We start from the raw sequence: 18,312 nt of genomic DNA, 5'->3' as shown, positions 1-18,312 counted from the left end.
CGAGGGATGGGCGACCCTCCTCAAGACTCTGACCGGCATGCCCTTCCCGCAGGCGAACGAGGACACCCTGCGGGTGGTCAGTGACGAGTATCGCCAGATGGCCGAGAAGTTCCGTGAGGTGGAGGAGCTTCTGCGGCAGGTCGTCGGCCGCGTCGACGAGGACTTCGAGGGCGAGACCGCGACCCGGTTCGTGGCGTACGCCCGGCAGTTCGTCGAGAGGACGAACGGTAACGAGAGCATCCTCGAGCGGGCCTACGAGGACGCCATCAAGCTGTCCAAGAACGCCCACAAGACCGCCGCCGACATCGAGTACACCAAGTGGATGATCTTCGGCCAACTGGCCCTGCTCGTCGTGCAGATAGCCCTGGCCCAGGCCCTGATGCCGGTGACCGCCGGGCTGTCGGAGATCTGGGCGGCCGCGGCGATCGCCGCGTTCCGTTCCATGGCGGTGCTGATCCTCAAGTTCCTGCTGGCCCAGATCATCATGCAGACCATCACGGGCCTCGTCGGCGGCCTGCTGCTCGACTCCATCCTCCAGCTCACCCAGATGGGCCGCGGCGACCGTACGGAGTGGAACAAGAACTTCACCGCGGACGCCGCGAAGTTCGCCGCCATCGGCGGTGCGCTGGGCGGGCCGTTCGCGCTGCTGGGCGGCGGACTCGGCAAGCTGCTCGGCAATCTCACCGGCAAGGGCCTCGGCAAGATCCTCGGCAATGACGCGGGGAACGTGCTGGGCAAGGGGCTGGCCGGGGGCGGCAAGGGAGCGGGCGGCGCCGCAGGCGGTGCGGGCAAGGCCGCGGGCGGTCTCGGCAAGGGCGCCGGTGGCGCGGGTGCGGGTGGTCTCGGCAAGGGCGCCGGTGGCGCGGGTGCGGGTGGTCTCGGCAAGGGCGCGGGCGGCGCGGGTGCGGGTGGTCTCGGCAAGGGCGCCGGTGGTGCGGGAGCCGGTGCCGCGGGCAAGGGCGCGGGTGCTGCGGGTGCGGGCGCCGGAAAAGGCGCCGGCAGCGCGGGTGCGGGTGCGGGCAAGGGTGCGGGTGCCGCAGGAGCGGGCCTGGGCAAGGGGGCGGGCGCCGCGGGTGACGGCGCGGCCGGAGCGAGCGGAAGGGCCGGAGCGGGTGCCGCGGGCCAGACGATCTCGGAGGAGTCCGCCCGCAAGCTCGGCGAGCGCCTGGGCAACATCATGGGCCGGACCAATGAATCCCTGAACCATGTGGGGGCAGACGGTGCTCGGGGGGCGGCCGCCGGAGCGGTCGGCCGGGAGGTCGTCAAGGACTTCGCGAACGCCTTCGAGAAGAACCTCGGGGATTCCCTCGGCAACGAGACCGCCCGGAACCTGGGCCGCGACTACGGCGAGGCGCTGGTCAAGAACTGGGGCGGCAAGGCCGACTGGCAGGGGCTGACCCATTCGCTGGACGACGCGCTCAAGCCGTACGTGAAGGACCTGGGGGAGAACGGAGTGCGTGCGCTCTCGCACGACCTGCCCGGCTCCTTCGTACAGACCATCAGCAAGAACATCGAAGGGAACATCGGCTTCCGGATCGGTAACTTCGTCGGCGAGATCGCCGGTGAATCGGGCCACGCCGTGGTCACCGAGGGCATGTACAACCTGATCTTCGGGCCCGAGCACAAGTTCACGGTCAGCGGCTGGACCGCGGCAGCGGGCGCGGCGGGCGGCGTGATGGGTCGGGGCGTGGCTCACGGCTTCCAGGCCATGCATCACGCGGTCTCGGGCCCCCCGGCCGCGCCGCCGCCGCGCCCCCCGGTCTTCTCGTCCGACTCGCCCACGCCGCCGTCCGGCGCGTCGCGGCCGAGCACGGAGTCGAACACGACGGTGCGCGACGGCTCCGACCCGAGGAACGACGCCGACAATCGCACGCTCACGGATTCGGCCTCGGACTCCGGTTCCGACAACGTCTCGCTGCGGAGCGGCGACGACAACGCCTCGGACGGCGACAGCCTGTACTACCTGGCCGTGGACGACTTCTCGGACAGCCGGACGCTGTACTCGAGCGACGACGACGGGAACGCCGCACCGTACGACGTGTCCGGGGCGTCCGCCCCTTCCTTCGCCACCAGTTCGAACGACACGAACTTCACGAACGACGGCAACTTCACGAACAACACGAACGAGACCAACAACGCGAACAGCGCGAACGAGACCAACAACTCGAACAACAGCGACACGACGAACAACTCCGGCGACTCGACCACCAACTCCCTCACACCCGAGCCCCCCGTCCCGCCGGACTCGGTGTCGGAGCTGGACCTCCTGCTGAACAGCCTCCCTGACGTACCCGAGACGCTGCCCTCCCCGGACCAGGTACACGAGAACGTGACGCAGGAACTCACGGACGTGAACACGCTTCTGGACGGCCTCCCGGACGTACCCGATACCCCGCTGGGCACGGTGCTGTCGCCGGAGGCGGAGCGGCTCCTGGCGGACCTGCCCGACGTACCGCGGAACGACCTTCCGCAGACGTCCGACGACGGCGCGGGCGTGGGGTCGTCCAGTCGGCCCGACGACTCCGGGGCGGTAAACCGGACCGCGAACGACCTCGATCGCCTCCAGGAGCGCCTGGACCGGCTGAAGGACCGGCAGAATTCCGACGACTCGGACTCCGACCTGGCGGCACGGATGGCGAAGCTGCGGGAGGGCGACTCCGACGGCGGCCTCGGCCGCCCCGCACGGGTCGACGAGCTCCGTGAGCAGTACCGCGCGGCCCTGGAGGAAGAGGGCGCCGACGGGCTGGAGCCCGACGGCACAACGACGGGTATCGAAGGCGACGGAGTCCTCCCGTTCAACGGCGCGGGCGGCATCGCACCGCCGCCGCGCCCCGTACCGACCGTGTCGACGGGCCCGGGTGCCGGCACTGCCCCCGGCGGACCACGGCAGCAGACACCCACGGGTCCGTCCCCGGACGGGCTCGATGTGGTGTTCCCCGACGTGCCGCAGAACGAACCCGGTGCCCAGCTTTTCACGGGTGACGAGCCAGACCTCGTGTTCCCGGATGTTCCCCAGGCCCCGCCCGGCACCGAGCCCGCGGCCGGCAACCGGCCGGAGACGGAGAGCACCGAGAGCGACGGGAAGGGGCCAGCCACCGAGGACTCGCCGAATCCTCTCCGTACGGAGACGGAGGACGAACTGCCCTTCCGTGACGGCTTCGATGGGGACAACGACAGCGATGCCGACGCGCTGATCGCGCACCTCGACGAACTGGGCAGCCTCACCGACGACCCGGTGACCCGGCTGGAGCAGTTGCCCGACGTGCCCGAGGGCCTGACCCCCACCGAGCAGCGCAGGCTGACCAAGGACGTGGAGCGGGAGACCGACGCCCTGTTGGCGGATGCCCGGCGGGTGGGCGTCGACAGGGAGACACGACAGCGGCTGAGCGAGCGCATCCGGGACGACGCAGGGGCGGGCAGGCACGCCGAGGCCGCCGACGGCCTTCGGGAACTCGGCGACCTCGTCGCCGTGCACGGCCTCGGTGAACGCCTCCAGCAGTTCCGCCGTCACATGGACGGCGGATACGAGGCGCGGGCCGCACAGCTGGGAATGCGCCGCACGGAGTGGCTGCGCCATGCCCTCGACATCGAGCAGTCGGCTCTCGCCAACGATCCCCGTCGGACGACCCAGTTGCTGGACGACTTCGAGAACCGTCTCGGCACCCTCGGGTCCGAGCTGAGCGCCCGCGCCGACAGCACCCCCGAGGCGCTCCGGAAGCAGTTGGCCGACAACCGGCGGGCCGATGCGGAAGAAGCGGGCATGGACCGCGAGCGGTTCCTCGAATGGGAGGACCGCAGGGAGCAGGCGGCGACCCCCGAGGATCTCCGCAGAGTGCAGGCTGACTACGACGCCGAACTGGAGACGTCGCGACGGCTCGCGACCCTGCGGGATCTCGGTGCATCCGAGACGGAGCTGGCCACCTGGAAGAACCGGTTCGAAGGACCGGGGCGGGGAAGTGACCTCGACGCGCAGTACGAACGTCGTACGGTCACCCTCGGCAGGGAGGCCGAGCTGGCGTCCTTCCGGGCGAGGCTGGACGCCATGCGCGAGGGCGGCCACCAGCAGGAGTCCTCGGAGCCGCTGCCCCCGCCGCAGGACGGTGACGGCGGTGACGGCGGTCCCGGCGGTGACGGCACCCCCGGCCGGGACCGGACCGAGGACTCCCGGGCGGAGAACGACCGGATCCTGGAGGAGCGGCTCGACCGGCTGCGCGAGGGCACGGACGACACTGGGATGTCGCGCGAGGAGCGGCAGCAGTGGGAAGACCGGCGCGCGAACGCCGAGGACGACACGGCGAGGCAGGCCATCGAGCGGGAACAGCTCGACCGGATGGCACAGCTGGAGCGCGACCGGCGGCTGAAGGCCATCTCGGACGGCGACCCCGAGGGGGCGGAGCGCGGCACCGAACGCCGCGCCGCATGGCAGAACAGGCTGGACGAGGCGGCGGGCGACCCTCAGGCCATCGACCGGGTCCTCGACAGCTACGACGCCGAGACGGCGGAGCTGAGGCGTGAGGGGCAGGAGCGCCTGGAACAGGAACTGCGTGCTCCGGACCGCTTGCGGGACCTCGACCGCCGTATCGACCGCTCGCTCGACAAGCTGCCCGAGGAGGTACGCGAACAGGCTGCCCACGACGCCCGCACGCTGGTGGAACGCCTGCGGAACCTGGTCACGACCGGCAATGAGCCCGGTACCCCCAAGGTGGACGACGCCGTGTCGGAGAAGCGCACGGACGTCCAGGACACGGATCTGACGGATCTGACGGACACGTCGGGCCCGTCGAATGCCGGACCGTCGGCAACCGTGCGCAATCCGGTCTCCCGGACGAACGTCGACGAGGGTGCCGGCAACTCGGCGAAGACCCCGCGGCCGGCCGACTCCGAACGGGACAGGCGTGCTCCGGTGCAGCCGGGCGAGCAGCTGATGGAGGCTCCGCGGCATCTGGACGATGCGTCGGAGTCCGGGGGGAAGGACGGGGACAGCCTTCACTCGCGGGAGCGGGACGACCTGCCGTCGCCGAACGCCCGTCGTGTACGTACACAGACCGAGGACGACACACAGTCCCTCACCGACACGCGGACCACGTCGGAATCCGAACCGAACAACGACGTCGATCTCAAGTCCGACGACGCGTCCGACTTCAAGTCCGATGACGCGTCCGACCTCAAGTCCGACGACGACGCCGACTCCGTGGCTTCCGCGCCCAAGGACTCCGACATCCCCGTGAAGGAGAACGAGGAGCCGCCGGGCGGCCCTGGCGGTGACGGCTCCTCACCGGCAGGCTCGTCGGGCGCGCAGCAGCCCACGGCCCGCGACAAGGCCCTGAACGCGCTCTCGGCGGACGAGTACGAGCAGCGGATGTACCGGGTACGCCGCGACCGTCCGGACCTGACGACAGAGGAGGCACGCCGCGACGAGGTGTTCCGCCGGATCGAGAACCCGGGCCAGAAGGTGGAGAAGGCGCGCTTCGCCCCTCCGCTGCTGAGCGACAACGTGGATCCGCTCCCGCAGGAGCGGTCCGGTGAATTCGTCACGTTCGACGACAACGCGATGCTGCCGAAGTCGATGAAGGGCCACGGGCACGGACGCATCACCATCAGGGGAGTCGACGCGCTGGCCGATTCCGTCGCGACGGGGTGGGGCCTGCGCCCCGACGGGCTCGACGAGTTGAAGCGCGTGCTCATCCAGAGTCCGCATACGCTGCTCAGCCCCCGGACGTTCGTCCTGCCGACCATGGACGGCGGCCAGCGGGAAATCTCCCTCTCGGTGGAGAGCTACGGGAACTGGCGCCGCCATGCCGAGCCATCGGCGCTGGCCGTCGTGGACGACGTGGCCGAGTCCGCACCGCACAGGGACGGACACGGGAACGAGGGCGGTTCGACCACCTCCAAGGCGGAGGGGCCGAAGGCGGAAGGGTCCAATACCGACGCCTCCAATACCGACGCCTCCAATACCGACGCCTCCAATACCGACGCCTCCAAGACCGGCGCCTCCACGACGGACAAGCCCGGGACCGACGAGTCGAAGAAGGACGCGTCGAAGACCGCCGAGGCCAAGGCCACCGACGCCCCTGTCAAGATCGAGACCGAACTCCGCACCCGCCCCGGTGCGACGGAGACCAAGACCCTCGGCACCTCCCGCGCCTTCGGAGTGGCGGTCCCGCTGGGGCCCTCCGCGGGGACCGTCGGTGCGTTCGGGTCGGTGTCCCTCAGCGCACGGCGTATGGAGGCCTCCTACACGTACACCCAGGAGAGCCGCGCCCAGAGCAGTGTGACCGCGGTCGGCAAGGACGGCAGTCATCTGCATGTGAGCGACCTGCACATCGTCGTCGAGTCCTCGCGCGTCTGGGACAAGAAGGGCCGTGAGCTGTCCCCGGACCAGCAGCAGCCCGGCACCGCCGCGCAGCGGCGCTACCGCATCCAGGACGGGGTCACCTGGCGGGTCCCGGACAGCGTCACCGACCCGGCGATCCCGGACCGGCTGCCCATCGCCTTCGCGTTCGCGCCGGGCGCCCGGCCGCACCTGCTCGCACCGCTGAGCGTCACCACGGAGACCCGGCTGCTGGACTGGGCGCTCGCGAACTTTCCCGAGGCGACCCCCGGCAGCTTCCTCCGCCACCAACTGGCCGATCTGTTCGGCGGGGAGAGCCTGCGCACGATGATCGCGCAGAGCTCCGGCGAGACGGTGGTCAGCGCCCCGCTCTTCGCCGGTCTCGGCAACCGGTCACTGGGCTCCGTCGAGCTCCGGCTGATCCCGGTCGACGCCACACTGCTCCAGGCGTCCGACAAGACCGAGGTCAAGAAGGCCGACGCACAGCGCTCCACCGCCACCACGGAGAAGAAGAACACCCAGGGCGCCGGGGTCGGGATCTCCGCCGGTCCGCAGTTCGCGCTGCTCCAGCCCGCGGGCACCCTGAGCCTCCAGATCGGGGGATCGGCCGCCCTGACGACCCAGCGTGCGGAGAGCAGCTACAGCGGCAACACGGCCGAGTCCGTGCGGACGCTCAACAGCCGCGGCCACTCGGGGCTCTACGACGTCCGCTTCCGGATCGAGCTGCGCAGGCAGGGCGGCGCATGGGAGTCGCCCGAGCCGGCCGAGCGGACCGCCCAGGCCAACCGGAACGCCCCGAACGAGGAAGGTGCCTTCCTCACCGCCACCGTGCAGTTGCCACGGGCCGACGCACGCAGACTGGCCGGCTGGGACGACGGCACCGCACCCGTCCCGGACGCCGAGGTGCCCCCCGCCCCCGCGTATCTGTCGCCGTCGAATCCGGCGACGTTCGGCCTGCACGCGGTCCTGGACCTCGCGGCGACCCGTGCCCAGGAAACGGTCCCGCCCCAAGTCTCCCTGACGGACGAACTGGTCGACCGCATCCAGGCCGGGCTGCACCGCGCCTACCCCGACCTGGTGCTTCCGCCCCGGCCGGACACCGCGGTCGACGGCGACCGGAACGGCGGCAGCGACCGGAAGTACAACACCGCGGTGCGCAACACCCATCTGCTGCGCCAGGCACTCTCCCGTACGGTGCTCGAAGGCTCCCTCGACCGCCTGACGAGCACCGGACTGCGGATCCAGCTGGAGCGGCTCGACTCCGTCAGCAAGCGGTACGTCGTTCTCACCGTGCGCGCGGAGGCGACGAACCGTCAGTTCGTGGGTGCCCACCACGATCTGGGTCTGGCGAACAACGTCCTGTCGACCCGCCGCGCGGACAGCGCGACCACCCGTACCCACGGCTGGTCGGTCGGCGTCGACGTGGGACTGACCGGGATCGAGCGCTTCGGCGGCACCGGGAGCATCGGCTACCGGTACGGCAGGCAGACCGCCTACGGCATGACGTACGGCCCGACGCTGACCCCGGACGGCGGCATCACCAGCTCCGGGTCACAGCACCTGTGGTCGTACGACCTGGCCTTCACCGCCGAAGCCACCAGTTTCACCCGGCCGCGCCAGATCGCGCGGACCATGACCGGCGAGCTGCTCAGCACCCGGTGGTTCGTGAAGCAGGCCGCCGGGAGCGTCGACGTCCTGGCCACCGGGCAGGGCGACGGACAGACCGCCCCGGCCCCCGTCACCGGCCGCGTCACCCTTGCCGTACCCGCGTCGCTGTCCGTCCCCTCCACTCTGCCTCTCAACCGGCCGGAGACGGTTACGGCCCCCGTGTCCGCGCCGATGGACCCGGCTCTGGCCGAACTGCTCTCCTCCGGGAAGCCCGTCTCCACGGATGACTGGACGCCCCACGCCCTTTTCGGCGGCCTGCACTCCGTGCAGAGCGTCACCTCGCCCGAGGTCGTGGTGCACCACCTCAAGGAACTGCTCGCCTCCGTCTCCGGCAACTCCTGGATCTACGGGACCGACGGGACCCCCGCCTCCGGCGCGCTGGCCGAGGCGTTCACCACCGGTCGCAACGAGGCGGACTTCAGCGACGCGGCGCAGACGGGCAAGCATGTCAGCGACCTGTTCGGGAGGACGGCCGTCACCGACATCACCGCGTCGGTCAGCGCCTGGCCCCAGGTGCGCGGGACGCGCGTGCTCGCCGTCGTCGACTCCAGCGACCTCGCCCTCTCCAACATCGGCTCGGGCACCAGCGGGGCGGGACACTCGGTCGCCCATGTCCGCAGTCACGCCATCTCGTCCCTGCTGGCCTTCCGGGCCAAGCACACCGACGCGTTCCAGACCTCCGGCACCTACGGTTTCACCGCGTCGCCGTACCAGCGCACCAGCACCGCGACCTCGGCCGAGACCTTCTCGGCGAACCCGGCCCACACGGTCCAGTACACCGGACCGATGGTCCTGGTCGGCGCCGATGTGGCCTGGCACCTCGCGGCCCGCTCCCAGCCGTCCGGTCTGCTCCAGGCGCCTATGGAACTGATGCGCGGACGGCCGCCCCAGGGCCGGGTCGTGGAGATCCCCGACGGCCTGCTCGTGTGGATGCCGCTTGCCGAGGCGAGGAAGGCCGGTCTCTTCGACGACGGTCTCACCGCTCCGCCTCCCCAGCAGCTCTTCACCGCAGTCGATGCGGCCGCGCACGCCACGCTCACGGTCGGCCGCATCGACATGTCCGAGGCGATCAGCCGGTTCATGGGCACCCTGATGGAAGACCTGCCGCAGCACAGGAGCTGGCTCGGGCCCAAGAGCCTGCTGGCCGACCAACTCGGCGGCCTGGCACGGCAGATGACCACCCTGTCGCCGTCCGGTATCCGCGCTCTCCAGACGGGTATGGAGAACGGCGGCACCTCCCTGCGTCTGGCCCGGAACAAGATCGGGCCGGCCAAGGACGCCAGTCTCACGGTGACTCTGGAACGGTCCGGCTTCACCCCCGGTGCGCTGCGCCACGACGTGAAGCCCACGATCACCCGGCCCACGTCCACGGCGGAGACCGTCACGGAGAAGCTGGCGCGCGGGTACGAGGCCGGCTACCGGCTCGGCGAGGTGCCCACCATCTGGGACCGTCCGGGTCTCCGGAGCGGCGGCTTCACCCTCGACGACCGGGTCGGGTCCACCCGCTCGTCGTCCCTGGCACACGCGGTCACCGACGCCGTCAGCGCCCAAGTGGCCTTCGAGGGGCCGGTGGTGACCGGTCGGACGACGTTCAGCGTCACCTTCACCCTGGAGCTGCCCGACGGGACAGTGGTCCCTCGCACGTATACCGTCGGCGAAGCCGAGGTGGTGCTGCCGCTGAGCCTCGCCCGGCCGCAGAAGACCGAACCGCAGACAACCGAAGCCCGGACGACGGAACCGCAGAAGACCGAACCGCAGACAACCCGAGCCCGGACGACCGAACCGAAGAAGACCGAACCGCAGACAACCCGAGCCCGGACGACCGAACCGAAGAAGACGGAAACGCAGAAGGCCGAACCGCTGGCGGCCCCCACACCCCGGGATGCCGCACGCCCGATGCTGCTTCCCCCGGATCAGCAGCAGGCCGTTGCGCTCCGGGAGCGCAACGCGGCGGGCAGGAAGCTGTTCGCCACCGGCCCGGAGAGTGTCGTCGTCACCACCGTCGGCGGCATCACCGCACTCCGGGACGCCGCAGCGTACGCCGTCGACCTCGCTGTCAAGGGACGCGGCGCCACGACCGACGCCGCGACGGAGATGCCCACGAACAGCAAGGGCCGTTATGTGCGGAAGACGGTACTGACGCGGCCCGGCACCGCCGCCGGTGAAGTCCTCAAGGGGGGCATCAGCACCGACGTGCTGAGCGCCTACCTTCCGCAGATGATCCGCGACAGCCTGACCGTCACGCTGCACGACACCACGTCGACGATCGGCGGGACGGACGCGACCCTGAAGATCTCCGCCGACGTCGATCTGTCGCGGGCCCGGCTGCTGGCCGTGGACCCGGGCGCGGGACTCGGCGGCAGCCGGCGGACCATGGACAACGACACCTACACGGGTGACACCACCGAATCGCACATGCCGTCGATGACCGCGGGACCGGCCTTCCAGACGCAGCCCCTGGTGCAGGCCACGGCCACCGTGCCGGGCTGGACGGACTCCGACGCGGCGGGCGGTGCCGCCGACCGCCGTACCTCCGCGCTGACCACGCTCAAGCCCTTCGCCGGCGGCGCCGTGCTCATCCAGGCACCCCTGCACGTACTCCAGACAGCGAAGGCATCGCACCGCATCGCGGACCTGCCGGTCGTCCCGTCGTTGCTCAGGCCCGGGACCCGGCCGCCGGTCACTGTCGAGCACACGGTGCAGGGCGGGGTGACGATGTGGGTATCGTTCGACGTCGCCCGGGAGCACAAACTGCTGCCGCCCGAGGTCGAGGCCGCTGCGGACACCGTCAAGGAGCAGACCAAGAAGTACACCAAGGCCGCCACGAAGGCGGAGACGGCCGAGCGGCGCCTGCGCGCACTCGACAGCGAGGTCACCTCCCTCCACACGGAGCTCCGGCGCCTCCTGGAGACGCCGGCTCCCACCGGCACGGACGTGGCCGCGGCGCGGGAGAGGCTCGCCACGGCCCGCTCCCGGTACGCCGAAGCCCAGCAGGACCTGGCCAACCATCGCCGCGGCCTCGCGACCGCCGAGCAGCACCTCGCCGCTGCATCCGAGGCCGCCTGGAACGCGGTCGACCACTACACGATCACCGGTACCCGCCCCTCCGGCACGCCGCCGGTCGCCTGGAGCGAGCCGGCCGCCGCCGCGGCCACCGAACAGGCTCCGGCCACCGTCGCCGGATACCCGCCGCTCACCGAAGCCCTCGAAGGGCCGGTGTCGCTCGAAAGCACGGTGTCCCACGAGGGCCCGGCCGCCGACCTCACCGGACCGCCGCGCCTCGTCACGCGGGAGGACGTCCTCGCTCGTACGGAGGCCTGGCTCGACAACGCCGGGCCGCTGTCGGACACGGACGCCGTACGCCGGGAACAGATCAAGGCGGCGGGCTGGGCGCAGCGCCTGCGGACGGCGGACGCCGCCTACCGGTCGTCGCTGGAGGCCGTACTGGCCGCGCGGTCACCCCTGAGGGCTGCCGAGCTCCAGGAGGCCCGAGCCCGAAAGGCAACGGAGCGGGCGGAGACCGAGGGACGGCTCGACGCGGTCGATGCCGAGCTGAAGAACGCGCGGTCGGTGTATGACCGTGCAGTCGCACAGCTGACGGCCGACTACCGGGAACTCGCCCTGGTCCAGACGAACTTCGAATCGGTGGACGCGTCCACGCGCCAGGTTCTGGAGCCACGGCCCGAAGGAAGCGCCCCCCGCGTCGTCACCCCCTGGCACCCCGCGCCGGAACCCGACGGCTACGTCCGCCCGGCCGACGCGAAGTCCGCCCCCGACCTGTACACCACCCAGGGCGAGGACACCGAGGGCCGGCCGATCGCCCTGAAGGCGCCGGACGGCCGCGTCCTTCACCTCCTGGAGCCCCCCTCCACCGGACCCGCGCGCTTCGACCTCGGTACGAGTTTCCACCGGTCCCTCCTCGACGCGGTCGAGCGTGCCCACCCGGGGCTCCTCGCCGAGCTGGGGCTCCACGCGCAGGGCAGAAGCCTTTCCGCCGCTGATGTCGAGCACTTGAGGCAACGCCTCGCCGACCGTCTGATGGCGGACCGCGACGAACTCGCGGAGTTCCTCGCGATCGACCCCCAGGAGCGGTTCACCGCACAGGAACTGGCCGACGCGGGAATCGTGCTCAGCGAGGCACAAGCCGCCGAACACGCCGCCTCGCGCAGCCGCCTCCCGGATACCGTGGCCGCCCGGCTGACCCCCGACCAGCGCCTGGACCTGGCCCGTACGACACTGCTGCGGTCCGGCGACGGGCAGATCGGCGACCGCAAGGACGCGGGCTGGAACCACTCCGCGGGAGACCTGGCGGCACTGCTCGCGGCCCGTGTGCTCGGGGTTCCGGTCACCGTGGTCCAGTCGGACCTGAACCATCTGACGTTCGCCACTCCTGGAACGGACACGGGAGGAAACACGACGTCGGGCGTGGTGCTGCACCTCGCGGACGAGCGATACCGGCCCGCCGTGCCTCTCGCGACGGACGACCTGCTGCTCAACGCCGACTCGGAGATCACGCAGCAGCCGGCCGACACGGTTGTGTCCCGGAGTACCGCGACCGCGTCGGCCGGCGATGCGCCTCCTGCCGGTCCGGTCCACTACGTGGGCGCCGGTCTCGGTCCGTCGGCCCTGGTCCCCAAGGAACTGAATTTCGTCTGGCTGGGTGGCGAACTGACGGACGGTGCCCGCGCCAACCTCCGGACATGGGCGGCCAAGGCAGAAGAAGCACAGTGGAAGCTGACGATCTGGACGGACGAGGGCGGCCGGCGCAACAACAAGGAGTTCCTCAAGCACCTGGTGGATTCCGGCACCGTTCATCAAGGCCGGGTCGAGGACCTGTTCAAAAAGGACAAGACCTCCGGCGGGGAGAAGCTGCCCTTCAAGGTGTCCAAGCTGTATCAGGCCGCGCGTAAGGAGAACAGCTTCGCGATGGCCTCCGACATCGCCAGGTACGCCCTCCTCCACAAGCACGGCGGGGTGTATCTCGATGTGGACCTGGGCCCGGGAGAGGTGGTGCTGCGTCCCGAGGGCGTGACGATGCCCAAGGGCGACGACACCCTGCCGATGTTCGGTCCCATGCTTCGCGACCCCAAGAGCGTACGGAGACTGCTCGGACTCGAAGAGAACGCACCCGTGACCGCGGACCATATCCACCAGGCCGCCGAAGTCGCTTACCGGGAAGGGCGCTTCGGGAACCAGTTCATCGTCACGCACCCCCGAAGCCGCTTCATGAAGCAGGTTCTGGACAATCTGCCGGACATCAACAACAAGGATGCCTACGCCAGGGGTGTCCTTGAGCTGGCCATAAAGTCGAAGAACGTGGGCGCCAGTACCGGTCCGATATTCCTCCTGCGGCAGTTCAACGAGCACATCAAGTCCCTCGACACCACGCAGGCGCCGAACATCCGGTTCGGGCCGCCCGCCGAGTTCCGTGTCCGGGCAGCCGAGTGGGCGGACTGGACGCGTCTGGACTGGCTGACCGACGAGAGCGAGAACCAGGAAGCCCCCCAGAGCACGTCCGCGCCCGCCCGGCGCAACACGCTGGCCAAGCGCCTCGGCGACACCGTCAGGACAATCAAGGGCTCAATACGGTGGGGCAGCGGCAGGTCCGGTTCGGACACAGCACTGCTACCGAACAACGGGACACTGCTGAGCGGCCTCGACCCCGCACCGCAACGGCTGGAACAAGGCAACGGGACACCGAAGGACGAACTCGTCGGCAGCGACGGCCGGAAGATCTCCTTCGAGCAGGCACGCCAGAACCTTCGCACGATCCGGGACGCCACGGGCGAGGTCATCGGATACGCCTCGCACAGCGACCGGGACTGGGCCCCACGCAACGACTTCTACACGAAGTACCGCGCCGACGAGACGTCCTTCAAGGCCTACCGGACGACGGACGACGGCAAGTTCGTCCCCGTGGCCGAGGACGAAGCGTCGCCCCGCACCGTTCCCTGGCACACCGGTACGAACACCCCGGCCGGGCAGCGGACACCCGAACCGGTCTTCTTCGACGCGCACGGCTCCCAGGACGGCGTCAAGCTCCACATCGCCGGCGACCTTCCGCTTGAGGTGGACGGTGCGCAGTTCGCGCGCTTCATGGAGTCCCTGAGGGATCCCGACCAGCCTCCGGCTCCGGTGGTGCTCGTGGCCTGTGACACGGCGAGCGTCCGCTCCACGGATGGTGGAAGCGTCGTGCGGGACGCGGCACGGGCGGTGCCCGGACGCCGTTGGTACGCCCCCGATGTCGCGGTCGGCCACGTGGGACCGCCGGCCGGAGCCGCCGCGGGCGGGGCAACCGGAGTGCTGGCCCTTCTCCAGGACCGGACGACCGGACGCCAGGGCCGGTGGGTGACCGCGAGCGAGCCCACCGAACTCGAAACCCTTCTCACGCGGGAGAAAGGACAGACCCACCAGGACACCGACGGTCCGGGCCTGCTGCTCAATGCCGACTCGGAGATCACGCAGCAGCCGGCCGACACGGTTGTGTCCCGGAGTACCGCGACCGCGTCGGCCGGCGATGCGCCTCCTGCCGGTCCGGTCCACTACGTGGGCGCCGGTCTCGGTCCGTCGGCCCTGGTCCCCAAGGAACTGAATTTCGTCTGGCTGGGTGGCGAACTGACGGACGGTGCCCGCGCCAACCTCCGGACATGGGCGGCCAAGGCAGAAGAAGCACAGTGGAAGCTGACGATCTGGACGGACGAGGGCGGCCGGCGCAACAACAAGGAGTTCCTCAAGCACCTGGTGGATTCCGGCACCGTTCATCAAGGCCGGGTCGAGGACCTGTTCAAAAAGGACAAGACCTCCGGCGGGGAGAAGCTGCCCTTCAAGGTGTCCAAGCTGTATCAGGCCGCGCGTAAGGAGAACAGCTTCGCGATGGCCTCCGACATCGCCAGGTACGCCCTCCTCCACAAGCACGGCGGGGTGTATCTCGATGTGGACCTGGGCCCGGGAGAGGTGGTGCTGCGTCCCGAGGGCGTGACGATGCCCAAGGGCGACGACACCCTGCCGATGTTCGGTCCCATGCTTCGCGACCCCAAGAGCGTACGGAGACTGCTCGGACTCGAAGAGAACGCACCCGTGACCGCGGACCATATCCACCAGGCCGCCGAAGTCGCTTACCGGGAAGGGCGCTTCGGGAACCAGTTCATCGTCACGCACCCCCGAAGCCGCTTCATGAAGCAGGTTCTGGACAATCTGCCGGACATCAACAACAAGGATGCCTACGCCAGGGGTGTCCTTGAGCTGGCCATAAAGTCGAAGAACGTGGGCGCCAGTACCGGTCCGATATTCCTCCTGCGGCAGTTCAACGAGCACATCAAGTCCCTCGACACCACGCAGGCGCCGAACATCCGGTTCGGGCCGCCCGCCGAGTTCCGTGTCCGGGCAGCCGAGTGGGCGGACTGGACGCGTCTGGACTGGCTGACCGACGAGAGCGAGAACCAGGAAGCCCCCCAGAGCACGTCCGCGCCCGCCCGGCGCAACACGCTGGCCAAGCGCCTCGGCGACACCGTCAGGACAATCAAGGGCTCAATACGGTGGGGCAGCGGCAGGTCCGGTTCGGACACAGCACTGCTACCGAACAACGGGACACTGCTGAGCGGCCTCGACCCCGCACCGCAACGGCTGGAACAAGGCAACGGGACACCGAAGGACGAACTCGTCGGCAGCGACGGCCGGAAGATCTCCTTCGAGCAGGCACGCCAGAACCTTCGCACGATCCGGGACGCCACGGGCGAGGTCATCGGATACGCCTCGCACAGCGACCGGGACTGGGCCCCACGCAACGACTTCTACACGAAGTACCGCGCCGACGAGGTCCTGTTCGCGCACTACCGGGCCACGGACGAAGGGGGTGCCGTACTCGACACCGACAGCGACACGGACTCCCCGGCCAACGAGGTCCCCTGGCAGGTCGACGCACCGGCACGGGATGCGAAGGAGCCGGTCAGGCCGCTGTTCTTCGACGCGCACGGCACCGAGAACGGCATCGAACTCCATGTGGTGGGCGAAAAGCCCCTGGTCGTCGACGGTGCCCGGTTCGCGCGTTTCATGGAGACGCTCAGGGACCCGGCGCAGCCCCCGGCTCCGGTCGTACTGGTCGCGTGCGAGACGGCGAAGATCCGCAGTGGCGACGGCGGGAGCGTGGCGACGGACGCGGCACGTGCCATACCCGGACGTCTCTGGTACGCGCCCGACACCGAGGTCGGCCACGTCAGACCGTCGAACGACTCCGACGGCGTCAGGGGTGTGCTGGGTCTGCTCGCGGACCCCGTCGCACAGCGCCGCGGTGCGTGGATCGTGGCGGGAGAGTCACTCGAAACCGGCCCGGCCTTCGTCCCCGACACGCAGGGGGAACCGGTACCGCCCACCACCACGTTCTCGGACATGATCTTCGAAACCCTCAACTCCGCCCCGCGGAACAGTGCGGAGCAGGTGATGTCCGACGACCTGGCGCAGAGCGGCCCGGAGGCCGAGCAGGCAGAGCCCGCACCACCGTCGCCCCACGAGGCCGACCGCTGGCCCACGTCACGCTCACCCGGTACCCCCGCTGACGCTCCGACGACGGCAACGCCGGGCGCGCTCCCGACCGATGGCCGCGGGGTCGGGGACAGCGAGATCATCGATAGTTGGCGGGCTCTGTCGACGCTGCCGCGGGCGCGGCGCTCCAACGCTCTGCGGCGCATCGATACGGCTGTCCACGAGTGGGCGAACGGCGGCCGGCAGCTGCCTGGTGCCCATGACACCAATCAGCGTCAGTTGGCGGCCATCCTCGATGCCGTGGAAGCGTGGAAGTCAGGCAAGAACGGCCCCAGCGACCGTACCGGGGCGGTCGACCGCCTCACCGCACACGTCCGGTCCGAGCGGGACGATCTGCACCAGCGCATCGCCGAGCGGGCGCACCAGGCACAACTTCTCGACCGGTACGCCCGTATCCATCCTGATGTGAGCGACTTCGCGGGCCGACGGTTGCCGGATCGGGTCGATCCGGCGAACAACACCACGCACAACATCTTCACTGGCGACCGCACCCACCACGGCGCTTTGTCGGACGATGCGCTCGATGCTGCCGATGAGCTCTCGCGCCAGCAGTTGGCGGCCAAGCGGGATCAGGCGGCGGCTGGTGGGGTGACCGTCGACGCGGGTGTGTCCGCCGATCGTGTACGGGAGTTGATGGAAAGCGCCCGCAACGACCTGACCCGCTCCACGCTCTACCCGGAACTCAACTCCTATCTCGACCGGGCCAACCAGGCCGAGGCACTCGACACCGGCTCCCACCTCGGGAACCTGACGCCTGTGGTCGAGGACATCCACGGCACGCAGGTCACCGTCCACGGGGACCCCACGGACAGCCTCCGCGACGCTCGGATCGACAACTTCCGCAAGGCCGTAATCACAGTGCAGGAGGCCGGCTTCCACGTTCCCGATGTCGAACTGCACCTGCCCAAGTACGGCCGGTTCCTGGAAGTCCACAACGACCTTGTCGTCGAGCGGAGCGGGGGCCGGCTACAGCGCGCCGAGTACCTCGCACCCAACGCGGTGATCGCCTCGCCCGATGTCGTCGGCAATCCGTTGACCAACAAGCTCGCCGGCAATCGGTACCGCTACCTCTCGACCGAGCTCGACCCCTCCGGCGTCGGCACGATGGTGCATGAACTGGGCCACTTCCTGCACTACGCCAACGCCCGTGCCCAGTACCACGATCTGGCCTTCACGCAGTTCGCCGGCCGCAGCGGGCAGGACGGCGACGCCGTACCCCATCAGGCTCACGCCCTTGGGGTGAGCGCCTACGCCGCCGGCAACCCCCGCGAGTTCGTGGCGGAGGTCTTCACCGGGCTGGTGTACGGGAAGCCGTTCTCGCCCGAGGTCATGCGGATGTACCACGGGCTCGGGGGCCCCGACCCAACTCCACGGACGGACGTCAGGTCTCCTTCGGCCAGGTCTGCGGAGGCCTCCGGGTGATGCGTGACACCGACGGCCGGACGCTGGGCTACGCGTCACACACCCCGCAGCACCGGGCGCCCCGGGATGCCTCGCCCGATGTCGTCGGCTTCGCACGTTCCATGGAGACGCTCAGGGACCCGGCGCAGCCCCCGGCTCCGGTCGTACTGGTCGCGTGCGAGACGGCGAAGATCCGCAGTGGCGACGGCGGGAGCGTGGTGACGGACGCGGCACGTGCCATACCCGGACGTCTCTGGTACGCGCCCGACACCGAGGTCGGCCACGCCGGACTGTCGAACGGCTCCGACGGCGTCAGGGGTGTGCTGGGTCTGCTCGCGGACCCCGTCGCACAGCGCCGCGGTGCGTGGATCGTG

The 18,312-nt window shown here is 70.0% G+C and carries 1 protein-coding gene; it reads left to right on the top strand.

All coding sequences use genetic code 11. The features are described 5' to 3' along the window. The first annotated feature begins 37 nt into the window (after positions 1-37). Complete coding sequence (locus tag OG953_RS05780; protein ID WP_405682876.1) at positions 38-17,959, top strand: glycosyltransferase; 17,922 nt, start codon at positions 38-40, stop codon at positions 17,957-17,959. Positions 17,960-18,312: the final 353 nt, after the last annotated feature.

Source organism: Streptomyces sp. NBC_00057, from assembly GCF_045041165.1.
Lineage (GTDB): Bacteria > Actinomycetota > Actinomycetes > Streptomycetales > Streptomycetaceae > Streptomyces.
The sequence above is the reverse complement of the archived record's forward strand: the minus strand, read 5'-3'. Positions and strand labels throughout refer to the sequence as shown.